We start from the raw sequence: 15,319 nt of genomic DNA, 5'->3' as shown, positions 1-15,319 counted from the left end.
ACCTGCCGGCGCGATCGCTACTTCCGCTTTCCGCTGGCGGGCGCCGTACGCGGCGTGGCACCGGCCGCCGTGGCGCCAGCCTCTTCCCAATAGGGATTGCCGGAGATCACGTCGCTCAGGAATTCGACGAACGCGCGCACCTTGGGCGACAGGTTCTTGCCGGGCAGGTACACCGCCGACACCTTGGGCCCCAAGGCCACGTAGTTCGTCAATATGGGACGCAGGCGTCCGGCGCGCAAGGCGTCGGCGGCGATGAAATTGCTGATCATGGCAATGCCGAGTCCGGCCACCGCCGCTTCCAGCAAGGACTCGGCGTTATTGATGTTCAAGCGTCCGGACACCGTCTTGGCGAACGTCTGGCCGTCCTTCACGAATTGCCATTCGCGATAACGGCCGGTATGCATCATGACGTAGGCAAGGCAGTGGTGCTGGTCCAGCTCCTCCGGTGTGCCCGGCTCGCCATGGCGCGCCAGGTAATCGGGCGACGCGCAAGCGACGAAGCGCAGATTGCACAGGCGCCTGCCGATCAGGCGCGCATCGGCCAACTCGCCGATCTGCACGGCGACGTCGATGCCTTCGTAGGCCAGGTCGACCATGCGGTCGCTCAATTCGGCATCCAGCACCAGGTCGGGATATTGCTCGATAAAACCGCTGAGCGCGGGCACGATGACGCGGCGGCCGAAACCGACAGGCATGTGCACGCGCAAGCGTCCATGCGGCGCGGCCATGGAGCGGTTCAAGCCATTCTCGGCATCTTCCACGTCGGCCAGGATCTGCTGGCAGCGCTCGAAAAAACTGGCGCCGTCGGCGGTCAGGCCCACCGATCGCGTGGTGCGATGGAGCAGGCGCACGCCCAGCTCGCGTTCCAGCCGGGTAATGGCCTTGCTGACCGCGGAAGAAGTAAGACCCAGGTGCTTTGCCGCGTCGGTGAAGCTGCGTGTGTCGGCGACCTTGGCGAATACACGCAACGCATTCAGGTTTTCCATGGCGACGCTTGATTGCTGATCCTGAGTCAGTAGTGTTTTTAATTCTAGCCGATTGATCGGCGCGCACACCGCAATTTAGACTGCGCTCGATGACTAAAGACCCGGGGGCTGCACACCGCCAGGACACTGCGGCGGCATCGTGCAAGCAACATCGGGCTCACAAGGAGACAATAGATGCCGCACTCGCAGCCGCCCGGCCCCGCCGGCGCGTCCGGATCCGTTCGCCCCGCCGATTTGCCTGACTACGAGATCATCGCGCTGAAGTACGCCACCCGCGATGCGCGGCGAACGGCAAACTTCCTGGGCGGAGACCCCCACGATGCGCCCATGCACATGGACTACTACGTCTGGCTGGTGCGCAATACCGACCGTCTGGTCCTGGTCGATACGGGGTTCGACGAAGAGCAGGCCGTCAAGCGCCATCGCACGCTGCTGCGCAAACCGGCCGACGCCTTGCGCCTGGTCGGCGTGGATGCCGCGGCAATCACCGACATCGTCATTACGCACCTGCACAACGACCATGCCGGCACGTTGCCGGACTTCCCGCGGGCCCGGTTCCACTTGCAGGATGCCGAGATGGCGTTCGCTACCGGCCGCCACATGTGCTGCGACATGATCCGCCGCGCCTACGAACCCGATGACGTCATACGCATGGTGCGCCTGGTCTACGGCGACCGCGTGGTGTTCCACGACGGCGACGCCGACCTGGCGCCCGGCATCAGCCTGCACCGCATCGGCGGCCATACGGACGGCTTGCAGGCGGTCCGTGTCCATACCGCGCGCGGCTGGGTGGTGCTGGCGTCGGACGCCAGCCATTACTACGAGCATTTCGAGCAGGACCGATGTTTTCCCCTGGTGTTCAACGTGGGAGACGTCTTGCAGGGCTACCGGCGCCTGATCGGCCTGGCCGAATCGCGCGCCCATGTGGTGCCGGGACATGACCCATTGGTGCTCGAACGCTATCCCAGCGTATCGCCGGAACTTGCCGGCATCGCGGCGCGACTCGACCTGCCGCCGCGATAGGGCCGGCTCCCCGCCTTCACGCGCGATATGGCCTGTCGCGCGCCGATCCTGGCATCGGCCCATGGCCTCCTGGAGAAACCCATGAACAAGAACACAGCAGGATCGCACGCCGCCCGGGCGCTGGACCGGCTCAAGCAACTAGGCGCGGGGCTGGCGCTGGCGTTGTGTTGCGGCTTCGCCGCCGCGCACGCAACGTATCCCGACCACCCCATCAAGCTGGTGGTGCCCTTTCCCGCGGGCAGCGCCACCGATACCGTCGCGCGCCAGGTTGCCGACGAGATGTCCAGGGACCTGGGGCAACCCATCATCGTCGACAACAAGCCGGGCGCGCAGGGCATCATCGGCGTCAACGCCACGGTGAACGCGGCGCCCGACGGCTACACGCTGGTGCTGCTGGGCGTGACGACGGGCGCCAGCAACGTGTCGCTGTTCAGGAAGCTGCCGTACGACCCCTTGAAGGACCTGACGCCGATCGGCATGATCGCCGAGTCGCCCATCGTGCTGGTGGCGGCGCCCGGCTTCGCCGCGAATGACACGGCGCAGTTGTTCGACCTGGGCCGCGGCAATCCCGGCAAGCTCACCTATGGCTACGGATCGGGCAGCGCGCAGGTGGCCGCGGCCAAGCTGGTCAGCATGGGCGGCATCAAGACCACGCCGGTGGGCTACAAGGGCTCGCCACAGGCGCTGACCGACGTCATGTCCGGCCGCGTCGACTTCATGTTCGTCGACCTCTCGCTGGCGATCCCGCAGATCGAAGGCGGCAAGCTCAAGGCCCTGGGCGTGACCACCAAGGGCCGCTTTCCGGTCGTGCCCGACATCAAGTCCATCAATGAATCCGGCGCGCCCGGCTACGAGCTGGTCGTGTGGTTCGCGCTGGGCGGCCCCGCCAGGCTGCCCGCCGACGTGACCGCCCGCCTTTCGAAGGCCCTGAACACGGCGCTCGACAGCAAGGACCTGCAGCAGAAATACGCCGCGCTAGGCCTGGCGGTGAAGCAATCCACACCCGCCCAGTTCTCGTCTTTCCTGAAAAGCGAGATCGACAACTGGGGGACGCTCATCAAGGCGGCGGGCATCCCTCCGCAGGATTGACCCACGCCTCCCGGCCCGCAACGAACAAGGGAAAAAGAGGAAAACCCAGATGAAAATCGCAGGCAACAAATTCGTCATCACCGGTGGCGTCAGCCTCATCGGCTCGCATATCACCGAGCAGCTGCTGGACGCCGGCGCCGGGCAGGTGCTGCTGTTCGACAACTATTCGCTCAGCGCGCCGGAGGCCGTGAAGGCGTTGAAAGCCGATCCGCGCATCAAGGTGGTGCGGGGCGACATCCTGCGCATGCACGAGCTCTACGACGCCTGCGAGGGCGCTTCGGGATTGTTCTCGGTGGCGGCGTTCCTGACGCTACCCTTGGCGCGGAATCCCGGGCTGGGCCTGTCGGTGAACGTGCAGGGACAGGCCAACGTCATGGAGGCCTGCCGCTACCAAGGGGTGAAGCGCGTGATCTTCTCGTCGTCCACCGCCATCTACGGCGAACCCGTAGCCGGCGTCATGGCCGAGGACACGGCGTTCAACTGGGCCGCCTTCCAGCCCGCGGCGGCGTTGTATTCGGCCTCGAAGATCATCGGCGAGAACCTGTGCCGCCTGTACCACCAGAAGTACGGCATCCAGTCGGTCGCACTGCGCTACTCCACGGTGTATGGCGAGCGCCAGCACTATCGCGGCGTGAACGCGCTATACATCCTGGAAAACTACGACCGCATCAAGCGTGGCGAACGGCCCGTCATTCCGGACGACGGCGAAGAGGTTCACGACTACATCCACGTGGCGGACGTGGCCCGCGCCAATGTCATGGCCATGGCCGCCGACATATCGGGCGTCAGCCTGAACGTGGCGACCGGCACGGCCACCTCCCTGAACGACCTGGTGCGAACGCTGCTGAAGGTCATGGGGTCGGACCTGCAGCCCGAATACAGCAGCACCCCTACCCACGTGCGAGCCTCGGTGGGCAAGCACATGGCCTTCAGCCGCGAGGCGATCGGCGAGGCATTGGGATGGGAGCCGCAGGTCAGCCTGGAAGCAGGCATCCAGCGCCTGGTGAGGTGGTGCGAAGGCCGCGATGCGGCCATGAACTAGGAGACCGATGCCATGAAGAATGCTGTCGTGACCGGGGCTGGTTCAGGCATAGGACAGGACGTGTGCCGCGAATTGCTCGCCAGCGGCTGGACCGTGTATGGCATGGACGTGTCGCACGACGGGCTGGCGCAAACCGCGGCCATGCATGCCGGAGGCGACGCCGGCGGACGCTTCGTTCCGCTGCGGTGCGACGTGGCGGACGCCGCGTCGGTGGCCAAGGCCTTCGCCGCCATCGCGAAGGAAACGCCCGCCGTGGACGCGCTGGTGTGCTCCGCCGGCATCTTCCGCACGGGCCCCCTGTTGTCGATGCGCGAAGAAGACTTCACCGCGCTCTTCGACGTCAACACCAAGGGAGCGTGGCTGTGCGCCAAGCACGCCTTGCCCCTGCTGGAAAGCCGCGCCAGCGCGGATGCGCCGTCGCGGATCGTCTTCGTGGCGTCCATCGCGGCGATCCGCCCCAAGGTGGGGGGCGGCGGCTATGGGGCGTCGAAAGTGGCGCTGACGCAGATCGCGAAGGTGCTGGCCGTGGAGCTGGCCTCCAAGGCCATCCTGGTGAACGCCGTCGCGCCGTCGACGGTGGACACCGCCATGACTCGCAAGCTGGCCGCCGACGCGGGCCATAACGGCTACACCGTATCGGGCCTGTCGCCGCTGGGGCGCGTGGCCATGCCGGCCGATGTGACGCCGGTCATCCGTTTCCTGCTGGACGATGCCTCGCGCTACGTCACGGGCGCCGTATTGCCCATCGACGGCGGCACGTCGGCAGCCTTCCAGCCTGCCAAGCCGAACTGAGGAGCCAGGACCATGAAAATGCGATGGATGACGGCGGCCGTGCTGCTGCTCGCGGCCGGCGGGGCACACGCGCAGGAAGTGCTGAAGATCGGCGCCATGGGCAGCCTGTCCGGTCCCGGCGCGGCCTGGGGCCAGGCGATCCAGTATGGCGCCGAACTGGCGGCCGACGACGTGAACGCCAAGGGCGGACTGGAAGTGGCCGGCAAGCGCTACAAGGTGCAGGTCGTCGCCTACGACGACAAATACCAGGCCAACGAAGCCGTCACCGCGGTCAACCGGCTGATTTTCGATGACAAGGTCAGGTTCATCATCGGGCCGATGGGCGGCGCCACGCAACTGGCCATCGCGCCCATCACGGAGAAGAACAAGGTCATCACCATGACCATGGCCTTCACGCCGCTGTCGCTCGGCCCGGACAAGCCGTATTCATTCCGGCCCATCCTGACCACCAGTGAAACGGCGCCCGCGCAGATCGCCTGGGTGGCCAGGGCCCGGGGCATCAAGAAGGTCGGTGCACTGTTCCCGAACGACGAAACGGGCCAGAAGATCATCGTCGACCTGGAAAAGGCCTATGCGAAGGCAGGCGCGCCGCTGGCGGCGAAGGAACTGTTCGAACGGGACCGCCTGGACATGGCGCCCTTGCTGACGCGCCTGATGGCGCAGGGCGTGGACGCGATCGAACTGGACGGCAACGCGCCCACGACGTCGGGCCTGATCGTGAAACAGGCGCGCGAGCTGGGCTTCAAGGGGCTGATCATCCGCAGCGGCGGTCCCGCCACGCCCGAGATCGTGAACGTGGCCGGCAAGGCCGCGGCCGAAGGCATGATCGTGTATACGCCGCTGGACCCTCGCAATGCCGCCATCAAGGCCTATGCCGACCGCTACCAGGCCAAGTACAAGAAGACCATGAACGGCTTCAGCCCGTCCTTCCATGACGCCACGCACATGCTGTTCCAGGCCATGCAGCAAGCCGGCACGGTGACCGATACCGACCAGGTGGCCAAGGCGCTGGAGGCCATCAGGAATTACCAGGGGATCATGGGCGTGACCAACTGGACGGGCAAGGAAGCCTACGGCATCGCTCACCAGGTGGACGTGCCCTACTACCTGGCGGAAGTGAAGGACGGCAAGGAAGAGATCCGGGCACGGTGCTCGGTGCAAGCGTGTGAGTAGGTACCGACGGCACCGACAGAATACTAACTATGGAGCGCCGCGCGGCCGGACCGCGCCAGGCCGATCTTTCGGGAGACGATCATGATCAAGCGTTATCTGCTTGCCGCGTTGTTGTGCGCTGCTGGAACAGCGCAAGGACAGGAAGTATTGAAGCTGGGCGCCGTCGTGACGCTGTCCGGTCCCGGGGCGGCCTGGGGACAAGGCATGCTGTACGGCGCCGAGCTGGCCGCCGACGACGTGAACGCCAAGGGCGGCCTGGACGTGGGCGGGAAGAAGTACCGCGTCGAGCTGGTGGCGTACGACGACAAGTACCAGGCCAATGAAGCCGTGACGGCGATGAACCGCCTGGTGTACGAGGACAAGGTGAAGTTCATCATCGGGCCGACCGGGTCCGCGCCCGTGCTGGCCCTGGCTCCCATCACCGAGAAGAACAAGGTCTTGCTGATGATGCTGGCGTTCACGTCCAAGGCACTGGCGCCGGACAAACCGTTTTCGTTCCGGCCGGTGCTGACCAGCGTCGAGACCGCGCAGCCCATGATCGACTGGGTGACGAAGGTGGCGGGCGCGCACAAGGTCGGCGGACTGTTCGTCAATGACGAGTCGGGCCAGCAACAGTACGAATACCTGTCCAAGGCATACCAGAAAGCGGGGTATCCCTTCGCGGCCTACGCCTACTTCGAACGCGACCGCGTAGACATGGTGCCCCTGATCACGGGCCTGATGGCCAAGGGGGTCGATGCCATCGAGCTGAACGGCATCTCGCCCGCCACCGCGGGGCTGATCGCCAAACAGGCGCGGGAGCTTGGATTCAAGGGCATGTTCATACGCAGCGGCGGCCCGGCGACCGCGGAAATCGTGGCCGTGGCGGGACCGAAGGCGGTGGAGGGCATGATCGTCTACACCCAGTTCGATCCCGGCAACCCGGCCGTGAAGGCCTACGCGGACCGCTACCAGGCAAAGTACAAGAAGACCATGAACGGCTTCAGCCCGTCGTTCTATGACGGCACCCACATGCTGCTGCGGGCCATTTCGGACGCGGGCACCGTCAGCGATTCCGACAAGGTCCGCACGGCGCTGATCGACATCAAGGACTACAGGGGCATCCTGGGCACCAGCAACTGGACGGGCCAGGCGATCTACGGCTCGAACCAGCAGATCGACGCGCCCTTCTTCCTTTCCAAGGTGCATGACGGCAAGGAAGCGATAGCCGCGACATGCACGCTTGCCGCCTGCCGGTAGGCCGTACGGGGAACCGCCGTGAACTTCACCTTCCTCCTCGGCCAGGCGCTGACCAACGGCATCATCATCGGCCTGCTATACCTGCTGATCGCCATCGGCTTCACCCTGGTTTTCGGGGTAATGCGCATCGCCAATTTCGCCCATGGCGAGTTCTACATGCTGGGCGCCTTCGCCGCGCTCGTCTGCGTGACGCAGTACGGCATGCCTTTCCTCGTGGCGGTGCTGGTCGCCTTCGTCCTGGCGCTGGCATTTGGCTGGGGAGTCGAGGTGTTCATACTCAAGTCCTTCCGCGGCGACGAATTGAACGGCCTGATCGCCACGCTGGGCCTGGCGATGATCCTGCAGAACGGCGCGCTGATGCTGTTCGGCCCTGACCCCCAATCGATGCCGGCGCCGGCGGAGGGCGTGATCGCGCTGGGCGAGATCATCATGCCCGTGTCGCGTCTTTACGTGGTGGTGTTCTCGGCGCTGGTACTGGCGGCACTGTATTTGTTCCTCATGCATACGCGCAGCGGCCGCGCCTTGCGTGCGGTGGTGCAGGACATGGAGATCGCCACGGCGCAGGGCATCCGCTCCCATATCGTGTACCCGCTGGGCTTCGGCCTGGGCGTCGGCCTGGCGGCCATCGCCGGCGCGCTGATGGCGCCGGTGTTCTCGGTGTCGCCCTTCATAGGCGGCGCGCCGCTGTTCAAGGCCTTCATCGTGGTGGTGCTGGGCGGGCTGGGCAGCATACCGGGCGCCGCCCTGGCCAGCCTGCTGCTGGGGCTGGCCGAGAGCCTGGGCAGCACCTTTTTCAGCGGCAGCACGGCCGACATGATGATCTTCGCCCTGGTCATCGTGATGCTGATATTCCGGCCGACGGGCCTGCTGGGCAAAGCGGAGTGATAACGATGGAGAAGCAGAACACCATGCCCGCCAGCGCGCTGTCCGACGCGCGCGACGCGCCGCCGGGACGGCGGGCGCCGCTGTCCGCGCTGGCGGTGCTGGTGCTCCTGGCGCTGCCCTTCCTGACGGACAGCCAGTTCTACGTGCACCTGGCCGTGCTGGTTTGCCTGAACGTGGTGGTGGTCAGCGGCCTGTCCATGCTGATACGGGTGGGACAGCTGTCCCTGTGCCATGGCGCCTTCATGGGCGTGGGCGCCTATGTGTCGGTGCTGCTGTCCATGAAGCTGGGCGTGCCCTTCCTGCCCGCGACGGCGGCGGGCGTGCTGGCCGCGGCCTTGCTGGCCTGGCTGCTGGGGTCGGCCATCCTGCGCCTGCGCGGCGTGTACTTCGTGTTGATCACGTTCGCATTCGGGGAGCTGGTACGGTTGGGGCTGCTGGAAGCCGCGGACCTGACAGGAGGCGCCAACGGCATCGCCAACATCCCGCCGGCCTCGCTGTTCGGCTTCGTGCTCGATACGAAGCCGGCATTCTATTGCGTGGCGGCGCCCCTGGCGGCCCTGTCCATCCTGTTCCTGTGGGCGCTGTTCCGCACGCCGCGCGGGCACGCGCTGGACGCGGTCGGGCAGAACCCGGCGCTGGCGGAGGCCAGCGGCCTGAGCGTGCAGGACCACCAGCTGTTCGCCTTCGTCGCCGGCAGCGCCATGGCGGGGCTGGCCGGGGCCTTCCTGGCGCGCTATGTCGGCTACGTATCGCCGGAGTCCTTCAATGCGCAGGTGTCCATCGCGGCCATCATCATGCTGGTGGTCGGCGGACGCCATTCAGTCCTCGGGCCGTTGGTGGGCGCGCTGATCATGACGCCGCTGCCCGAGCTGTTCCGCGGCGCCGTGCAATCGCAGAACATTTTCTACGGGATCACGCTGATCCTGATCCTCAAGTTCCTGCCGCAAGGCATTGCCGGCCTCTTCTCGTCGCGCCGGCGCGGGGGCCAAACATGAACGTGCTGCTGCGGGTGCGCGACCTGTCCAAATTCTTCGGCGGGCTGAAGGCGGTGGACGAACTCAGTTTCGACGTGAACGAGGGCGAGATCATGGGCCTGATCGGCCCCAACGGCGCCGGCAAGAGCACGGCATTCAATCTGGTCAGCGGCGCGCTGCGGCCCAGCGCCGGCAGCGTCATCTTCGGCGACAGGGAAATCGCCGGGATGCAAGCCAGCAAGGTGGTCAGGCACGGCCTGGCGCGCACCTTCCAGTCCGCCGCGGTCTATCCCGCCGCCACGGTGGCGGAAAACGTCTTCCGCGGAGCGATCTCGACGCTCGATGCGTCCTTGTTCAGCCAGCTGCTGGGCGGCAGCGCCTATCGCAACGCGATGCGCGCGTTGAGAAAGCACACGGACGAAGTGCTGGCGGTAACGGGCCTGGACCGCTACGGCGGCAAGCTGGCGGGCGAGCTGGCCTACGGCTACCAGAAGCGCCTGGGCGTGGCCATCGGCCTGGCAACGCGACCGACGCTGCTGCTGCTGGACGAACCGGCCGCGGGCCTGAACCAGGAAGAATGCGCGGAATTCGGCAGGCTGCTCAAGCGCCTGCGCAGCGAATACAAATTGACCCTGCTCTTCGTCGAGCACCACATGGCGCTGGTCATGGATACCTGCGAACGCATTGTGGTGCTGGTGCAGGGCCGGAAGATCGCCGAGGGCACGCCGCAACAGATCCGCGACGACCCGGCCGTGATCGAAGCCTACCTGGGAACCCCGCAACATGCCGACGCTTGAAGCCAAGGACATCGTCGTCCACTACGGAGCGCTCGCCGCCGTGCGCGCAGCTTCCTTCACGATCGAGGCTGGCCGTATCGTGGCGCTGATCGGGTCCAATGGCGCCGGCAAGAGCACCACGCTGAAGGCCTTGATGGGCCTGAAGCGGCTGTCTTCCGGCACGTTGACGATGGACGGCGAGCGCATCGACCGGACCAGCGCCGCGCATCGCGTGGCGCGCGGCATCGCGCTGTCGCCGGAAGGACGCCGCCTGTTTCCCCGGATGAGCGTGCTGGAGAACCTGGAAGTAGGCGCGCACACCGTGCGCCACGGCGCGCGGCGTCGCAACGCCCTGGAGCAGGTCTACGCCCTGTTCCCCAAGGTCGCCGAACGACGCCGCCAGATGGCCGGATCGCTGTCCGGCGGCGAACAGCAGATGGTGGCCATCGGCCGCGCCATGATGTCCTGCCCGTCCATCCTGATGCTGGACGAACCGTCGCTGGGCATTGCGCCCAAGGTCGTCGCGGAGATCGCGCTTGCCATACAGCGCCTGAACGAGGAAAGCGGCATTTCGGTGGTGCTGGTGGAACAGAACGCGCGCCTGGCATTGAGCCTGGCGGCGCAAGCCTATGTTTTCGAACAGGGCGCCGTCACGCGGTCGGGCAGCGGCCAGGACCTGCTTGCGGACCCCTCCGTGCGCCGAGCCTATCTGGGCGTCTAGGCTGCCTGTCGCGAGGGGATAGGGCCGCGCGGGCTCGCACGCCTCAATTACTGAACCAAGTTCATCAGTGTTTTTATTTTCGCCAGATTGATCGCACTGAACACGACAATTAGACTGATTTGGACCGCTTCGATGCATGACGATATCCGCGCCACGGCATCTAGGAAGGACCAGAAAAAAGACTAGGAGACCTTGCCCATGCTGCTCGAACAGCCTGGATTCATAGGCGGCCTGCGCCTGAAGAACCGCGTGGTCATGGCGCCCATGGGCACCAACTACAGCACCACCGACGGGCTGTCCACAGAGCGCGACAAGCAGTATTACGCGGAACGCGCACGCGGCGGCGTCGGCATGATCATGACCGAGGCCATGGTGGTGACCGAGCGGGCGCGGCCCCACAACAATTCCCTGTGCTGCTATCACGACCGGTTCATCCCCGGCCTGGCCAGCATCGTCGACGCCATCAAGCAGCACGACTGCCATGTGTTCGGACAGTTGAACCATCGCGGCGCGCTGTTGCGCCGGTCGGTGCTGAACATGGAACCGGTGGGTCCGTCGCCCTGGTTCAATCCGAACACGGGCGACGAGGTGCGGGCGCTGGCGGTGCGCGAGATCGTGGAAATACAGAAGCTGTTCGTCGCGGCCGCGCGGCGGCTCTGGCTGGCGGGCTATGACGGCGTCGAGATCCACGCCGCCAACGGCTACCTGTTCCAGCAATTCTTCAGCCCCCGCATCAACCACCGCGATGACGCTTACGGCGGATCCCTGGCCAACCGCATGCGCCTGCTGCTGGAGACGATGCGACGCCTGCGCGATGCCCTGCCCGACCTGCGCCTGGTCATCCGCCTGAGCGCCAGCGAGTTCGCGCAAGGCGGCTATACCGAGGCGGACATCGTGGCATTGGCGCAAGCGGTGGAACAGGAAGGCGCCGACGCCATCGACCTTTCAGGCGGCAGCAATGAAAGCCCGCAGTTGTCGAAGTTCTGCATCCAGCCGCCGTCCTTTCCGCGCGGGTGCCTCGCCGATACGGCGCGGCCGATCAAGCAGGCGGTGAAGATTCCCGTCTTCGTGGCCGGACGCATCGTCGAGCCCGCGGACGCCGAGGCGGTACTGGCATCGGGCAGCGCCGATTTCGTATCGGTTGGACGCGCGTTGTATGCGGACCCGCATTGGTGCCTGAAGGCGTTCGGCAAGCTGGACGCGCCCATCCGGCAATGTATCGCCTGCAACGTCTGCTTCGAGCGGTTGACGCTGGAAAAGGACGTTTCCTGCGCGACCAATCCGATGATAGGCACGGAATTCGAAGCGCTGGAGCATGCGGAGCCGCAACTGTTCGCCGCGCCGTCCGAGCCGCGCCAGCGCGTCCTGGTGCTTGGCGCGGGCATAGCGGGCATGGAGGCTGCACGCATCCTGAAGGGCCGCGGTCACGACGTGGAAGTCTGGGAAAAGGGCGACGCGCCAGGTGGCCAGGTTCCGCTGGCGATCGCCGCGCCCGACAAGATGGAAGTCGAGCCCGTATGGAGCTATCGCTGGAACGCGGCGCGCCGCCTGGGCGTGCGAGTATTGACCGGCATCGAGGCCGATGCCGCGCGCATCCGGGCCCATGCGCCCGATTATGTGGTTGTGGCCACCGGCGCCCAACCCGCCCCACCGCCCATGGACGTCGGCGCACTGGCGCCCGCCGTACGGGTGCTGCATGCGTGGGAACTGCTGGCCGACCTGGAAGCGCTGCGCCCCGGCATGAAAGCAACCATCGTAGGCGGCGGCATGGTGGGCGCGGAGACAGCCGATGCGCTGCGCGAGCGGGGCGTCCACGTCACCCTCGTTGAAATCCAGGCAACGATCGCAAACGGCATGGCGCGCAACAACAAATTCGAATTGGTCGAGCGGCTGGCAGCCGGCGGCGCGCGCATTCTCACCCAATGTCGCATCCTGCGCGTGCTGGACCGGCACCTGGAGGTGCAGATGCAGGGAGAGCCGCCCTGTCGCGTCGAAATCGGCGACATGCTGGTATTTGCCACCGGCCCGCGTCCACGCACCGACGCAGTGGCAGCCGTGCAGGCGGCCGATGTGCCCTACGCCCGCGTCGGCGACTGCAACGCACCGGGGGATTTCCTGGCGGCGCTGCGCGATGCATGGATGGTGGCGCTGAGCGTGGACGCCCGCGCGCGCCGGTCCGCCGCACGGCGCAGCACGGCCTTGCTGCTGGCCTCGGGCCTGCTGCTGGCCTGCATCCTGCCGCTGTCCGGCCTGGCGGTAGCCGGCCCCTACCCCGATCGTCCCGTGCGCCTGATCGTGCCGTTCCCGCCGGGCGGGGGCACGGACATCCTGGCGCGCCCGATGGCGCAGAAACTGGGCGAGAAGTGGGGCCAACCGGTCGTCATCGAGAACCGCGCGGGCGCCGGCGGCAACATCGGCACCGAGGCGGGCGCGCGGGCGCCGGCCGACGGCTACACCCTGGTGCTGGGCACCGTCGGCACCCATGCCATCAACCAGAGCCTGTACCGCAACCTGCCCTTCGATGCCACGCGCGACACGGTGGCAATCACGCTGGTGGCCAATACGCCCAACATCCTGGTGCTCAATCCGGCGGTGCCGGCGCGGTCGGTGCAGGACCTGATCGCGCTGGCCAAGGCCAAGCCCGGCGTCCTCAACTACGCGTCGCCCGGCAATGGCACGCCGCCGCATCTTGCCGCGGAAATATTCAAGAGCATGGCCGGTGTGTCCATTACGCACGTCCCCTACAAGGGCAGCGGCCCCGCCATGACGGACCTGCTGGGCGGCCAGGTGCAGATGATGATCGCCAACGCGCCCGTCGTCATCCCGCTGATCAGGAACGGCAAGCTGAAGGGGCTGGCCTCCACCAGCGCGCGGCGGCCCTCGATGCTGCGCGACATGCCCACGCTGGCCGAGAGCGGCTTGAAGGGCTACGAGGCCGATACCTGGTACGGCCTGTTCGCGCCGGCCGGCACGCCCTTGGATGTGGTCACGAAGCTGAACGCGGACGTGGTCGCCGTACTGAAGTCGCCGGAAATCGAGCATTTCTTCAACGAGCAAGGCGCGGAGGTCATCGCCGACAGTTCGGATGACGCGAACGCCAAGGTGCGTTCGGAAGTGCAGAAGTGGCGCGATGTTATCCACGCCATCGGCCTGAAAACGGATTGAAGGGAGCGCGCCATGGCCAAGACCCTGGATTCCCGCGCCGCGGCCCTGCCCCTGCTGGCTGCCCGCCTGGGTGCCTTCGCAGCGGCTACGCACTACGCGTCATTGCCCCAGGATGTGGCGCAGGCGGTGAAGCTGCGCATCCTGGACACGATCGCCGCGTCCGCCAGCGGCCTGCTGGCAGGCAACGCCACCCGGTTGCTGAACCTGTTGCAGGGCGACGGCCCCCTCCCGATCTGGGGCGCCCGCCAGGGCCGCGGTTTGCGCGACGCCGCCATCATCAACAGCGCGCTGGCCCACTCCACGTATTTCGAGGACGGCTCGCGGTATACCGGCGGCCATCCGTCGTCGGCCGTGATTCCCGCGACGATGGCCCTGGCACAGGCGCGCGGCGCATCCGGTCGGGCGCTGCTCGAAGCCGTGGCCGTGGGCTACGAGGTGTTCCTGCGACTGGGCCACGCCATCTACCCCTCCACGGTACGACGCGGTTTCCAGAGCACGGCCATATTGGCCGCTCCCGCCACGGCCGCCGCGGCCGCCAATCTGCTGGGGCTACCCGCCGCACGCGCGGCCCACGCCGTCGCCATTGCATGCAGTCACGGCGCGGGCTTGAAGGTGGCGCTCAAGAGCGCCGACAGCCAGCCCTTGCAGGTAGGCCGCAGCAGCGAGGGCGGGCTCCTGTCAGCCATGTACGCGGACCAGGGCGCCACCGGCACGCCGGACATTTTCGAGAATGGATTCCTGAAGGCCTACGCCGACGAAGCCCGCGCCGACCGCGCGGGCGCAGGCCTCGGGGAACGATGGCATATCGGTGAAACCTATGTGAAGGTGCACGGCGGCTGCCGCGGCAACCATGCGCCGGTCGACGCCGTCGCGGCGCTGGTGCGCGCGCAAGGCGTCACGGCGTCACGGATCGCCCGCCTACGCGTAAGCGTGGACACGGTCACGTTCGCGGCGGCCGTGGAGCCCCCCTTGAACGCCGACCAGGCGCAGTTCTCCATCGGCTTCTCGATCGCCGCCATGCTGGTCGCGGGCGATGCCACGCCCGCGCGGTTCACCGCCAGCATGCTGGCCGATCCCCGCGTCCGCGCGCTGATGGAGAAAACCGACGTGCGCGCGGACAACCGCCTGGACGCCGGCTATCCCGACCGTCGGCCGGCTGTGGTCGAGCTCACGCTGGAAGACGGCAGCACGCTGCGCCACACGCTGGACCACGCCCTGGGCGAGCCCGAGAACCCCATGTCGCCGCAAGACATCGTCCGCAAATTCGAGACGGTGGCGGCCGGCGTGCACGGGGCTGCCGTCGGTCCCGTCCGCGACACCGTTCTTGCCTTGGAGGCCTTGCCGGCCGCCGGTGCGCTGGGCGACCTGCTGCGCGGCGCGTCCTGACACACGCCGCGCCCCCAGCCATGCATCCGCGCCGATCGCTTCCCCTGCCCCTTTCGTTACCGCTCTCC

Annotated in this window: 13 protein-coding genes; 12 read left to right on the top strand and 1 reads right to left on the bottom strand. The window is 66.7% G+C overall.

Annotated features, from left to right (window positions below):
- Window positions 1-17: 17 nt before the first annotated feature.
- Window positions 18-986: a LysR family transcriptional regulator gene (locus tag C7R54_RS19710; protein ID WP_129152146.1), complete on the bottom strand. Its 969-nt coding sequence runs from the start codon at window positions 984-986 to the stop codon at window positions 18-20.
- Window positions 987-1,160: 174 nt separating this feature from the next.
- On the opposite strand from C7R54_RS19710, the gene C7R54_RS19705 reads away from it, so the two are divergent.
- From C7R54_RS19705 to C7R54_RS19650, 12 genes are all read left to right on the top strand, one after another.
- Window positions 1,161-2,009, top strand: a complete 849-nt coding sequence (locus tag C7R54_RS19705; RefSeq protein WP_129152145.1) for an N-acyl homoserine lactonase family protein — start codon at window positions 1,161-1,163, stop codon at window positions 2,007-2,009.
- A gap of 81 nt (window positions 2,010-2,090) precedes the next feature.
- Window positions 2,091-3,098: a Bug family tripartite tricarboxylate transporter substrate binding protein gene (locus tag C7R54_RS19700; protein WP_129152144.1), complete on the top strand. Its 1,008-nt coding sequence runs from the start codon at window positions 2,091-2,093 to the stop codon at window positions 3,096-3,098.
- A 49-nt stretch (window positions 3,099-3,147) separates the two neighbouring features.
- Window positions 3,148-4,140: an NAD-dependent epimerase/dehydratase family protein gene (locus C7R54_RS19695; RefSeq protein ID WP_129152143.1), complete on the top strand. Its 993-nt coding sequence runs from the start codon at window positions 3,148-3,150 to the stop codon at window positions 4,138-4,140.
- 12 nt (window positions 4,141-4,152) lie between these two features.
- Window positions 4,153-4,932 (top strand): SDR family NAD(P)-dependent oxidoreductase, encoded by a 780-nt coding sequence (locus C7R54_RS19690; protein WP_129152142.1) that lies wholly within the window; start codon window positions 4,153-4,155, stop codon window positions 4,930-4,932.
- Window positions 4,933-4,944: 12 nt separating this feature from the next.
- Window positions 4,945-6,105: an ABC transporter substrate-binding protein gene (locus C7R54_RS19685; protein ID WP_338026213.1), complete on the top strand. Its 1,161-nt coding sequence runs from the start codon at window positions 4,945-4,947 to the stop codon at window positions 6,103-6,105.
- Between the two features lie 81 nt (window positions 6,106-6,186).
- On the top strand, window positions 6,187-7,344 hold the full coding sequence (locus tag C7R54_RS19680) for an ABC transporter substrate-binding protein (protein ID WP_192903706.1): 1,158 nt from the start codon (window positions 6,187-6,189) through the stop codon (window positions 7,342-7,344).
- 18 nt (window positions 7,345-7,362) lie between these two features.
- The gene (locus C7R54_RS19675; protein WP_129152141.1) at window positions 7,363-8,229 is read left to right on the top strand and encodes a branched-chain amino acid ABC transporter permease; all 867 of its coding nucleotides are present in this window, start codon (window positions 7,363-7,365) and stop codon (window positions 8,227-8,229) included.
- Between the two features lie 5 nt (window positions 8,230-8,234).
- Window positions 8,235-9,224 carry a branched-chain amino acid ABC transporter permease gene (locus tag C7R54_RS19670; RefSeq protein ID WP_129152140.1) on the top strand — a complete coding sequence of 330 codons (990 nt, stop codon included), beginning with the start codon at window positions 8,235-8,237 and terminating at the stop codon, window positions 9,222-9,224.
- On the top strand, window positions 9,221-10,000 hold the full coding sequence (locus tag C7R54_RS19665) for an ABC transporter ATP-binding protein (protein WP_129152139.1): 780 nt from the start codon (window positions 9,221-9,223) through the stop codon (window positions 9,998-10,000). The genes C7R54_RS19670 and C7R54_RS19665 overlap by 4 nt, the downstream gene beginning before the upstream one ends.
- Window positions 9,987-10,700 (top strand): ABC transporter ATP-binding protein, encoded by a 714-nt coding sequence (locus tag C7R54_RS19660; protein WP_129152138.1) that lies wholly within the window; start codon window positions 9,987-9,989, stop codon window positions 10,698-10,700. The genes C7R54_RS19665 and C7R54_RS19660 overlap by 14 nt, the downstream gene beginning before the upstream one ends.
- A 198-nt stretch (window positions 10,701-10,898) precedes the next feature.
- Window positions 10,899-13,865, top strand: coding sequence for a tripartite tricarboxylate transporter substrate-binding protein (locus C7R54_RS19655; protein WP_129152137.1), 2,967 nt, complete (start codon window positions 10,899-10,901; stop codon window positions 13,863-13,865).
- A gap of 12 nt (window positions 13,866-13,877) precedes the next feature.
- On the top strand, window positions 13,878-15,251 hold the full coding sequence (locus tag C7R54_RS19650; RefSeq protein ID WP_129152136.1) for an MmgE/PrpD family protein: 1,374 nt from the start codon (window positions 13,878-13,880) through the stop codon (window positions 15,249-15,251).
- Window positions 15,252-15,319: the final 68 nt, after the last annotated feature.

The organism is Achromobacter aloeverae, assembly GCF_004121055.1.
Classification (GTDB): Bacteria; Pseudomonadota; Gammaproteobacteria; order Burkholderiales; family Burkholderiaceae_B; genus Bordetella_C; species Bordetella_C aloeverae.
This window is presented reverse-complemented; position numbering and strand designations above follow the sequence as displayed.

What these genes read in the sequence shown, in the direction of transcription:
- C7R54_RS19700 (WP_129152144.1), top strand. Translation starts at nt 2,091, where the DNA reads ATGAACAAGAACACAGCAGGATCGCACGCCGCCCGGGCGCTGGACCGG.
- C7R54_RS19685 (WP_338026213.1), top strand. Translation starts at nt 4,945, where the DNA reads ATGAAAATGCGATGGATGACGGCGGCCGTGCTGCTGCTCGCGGCCGGC.
- C7R54_RS19665 (WP_129152139.1), top strand. Translation starts at nt 9,221, where the DNA reads ATGAACGTGCTGCTGCGGGTGCGCGACCTGTCCAAATTCTTCGGCGGG.
- C7R54_RS19660 (WP_129152138.1), top strand. Translation starts at nt 9,987, where the DNA reads ATGCCGACGCTTGAAGCCAAGGACATCGTCGTCCACTACGGAGCGCTC.
- C7R54_RS19690 (WP_129152142.1), top strand. Translation starts at nt 4,153, where the DNA reads ATGAAGAATGCTGTCGTGACCGGGGCTGGTTCAGGCATAGGACAGGAC.
- C7R54_RS19705 (WP_129152145.1), top strand. Translation starts at nt 1,161, where the DNA reads ATGCCGCACTCGCAGCCGCCCGGCCCCGCCGGCGCGTCCGGATCCGTT.
- C7R54_RS19680 (WP_192903706.1), top strand. Translation starts at nt 6,187, where the DNA reads ATGATCAAGCGTTATCTGCTTGCCGCGTTGTTGTGCGCTGCTGGAACA.
- C7R54_RS19710 (WP_129152146.1), bottom strand. Translation starts at nt 986, where the DNA reads ATGGAAAACCTGAATGCGTTGCGTGTATTCGCCAAGGTCGCCGACACA.
- C7R54_RS19650 (WP_129152136.1), top strand. Translation starts at nt 13,878, where the DNA reads ATGGCCAAGACCCTGGATTCCCGCGCCGCGGCCCTGCCCCTGCTGGCT.
- C7R54_RS19670 (WP_129152140.1), top strand. Translation starts at nt 8,235, where the DNA reads ATGGAGAAGCAGAACACCATGCCCGCCAGCGCGCTGTCCGACGCGCGC.
- C7R54_RS19695 (WP_129152143.1), top strand. Translation starts at nt 3,148, where the DNA reads ATGAAAATCGCAGGCAACAAATTCGTCATCACCGGTGGCGTCAGCCTC.
- C7R54_RS19655 (WP_129152137.1), top strand. Translation starts at nt 10,899, where the DNA reads ATGCTGCTCGAACAGCCTGGATTCATAGGCGGCCTGCGCCTGAAGAAC.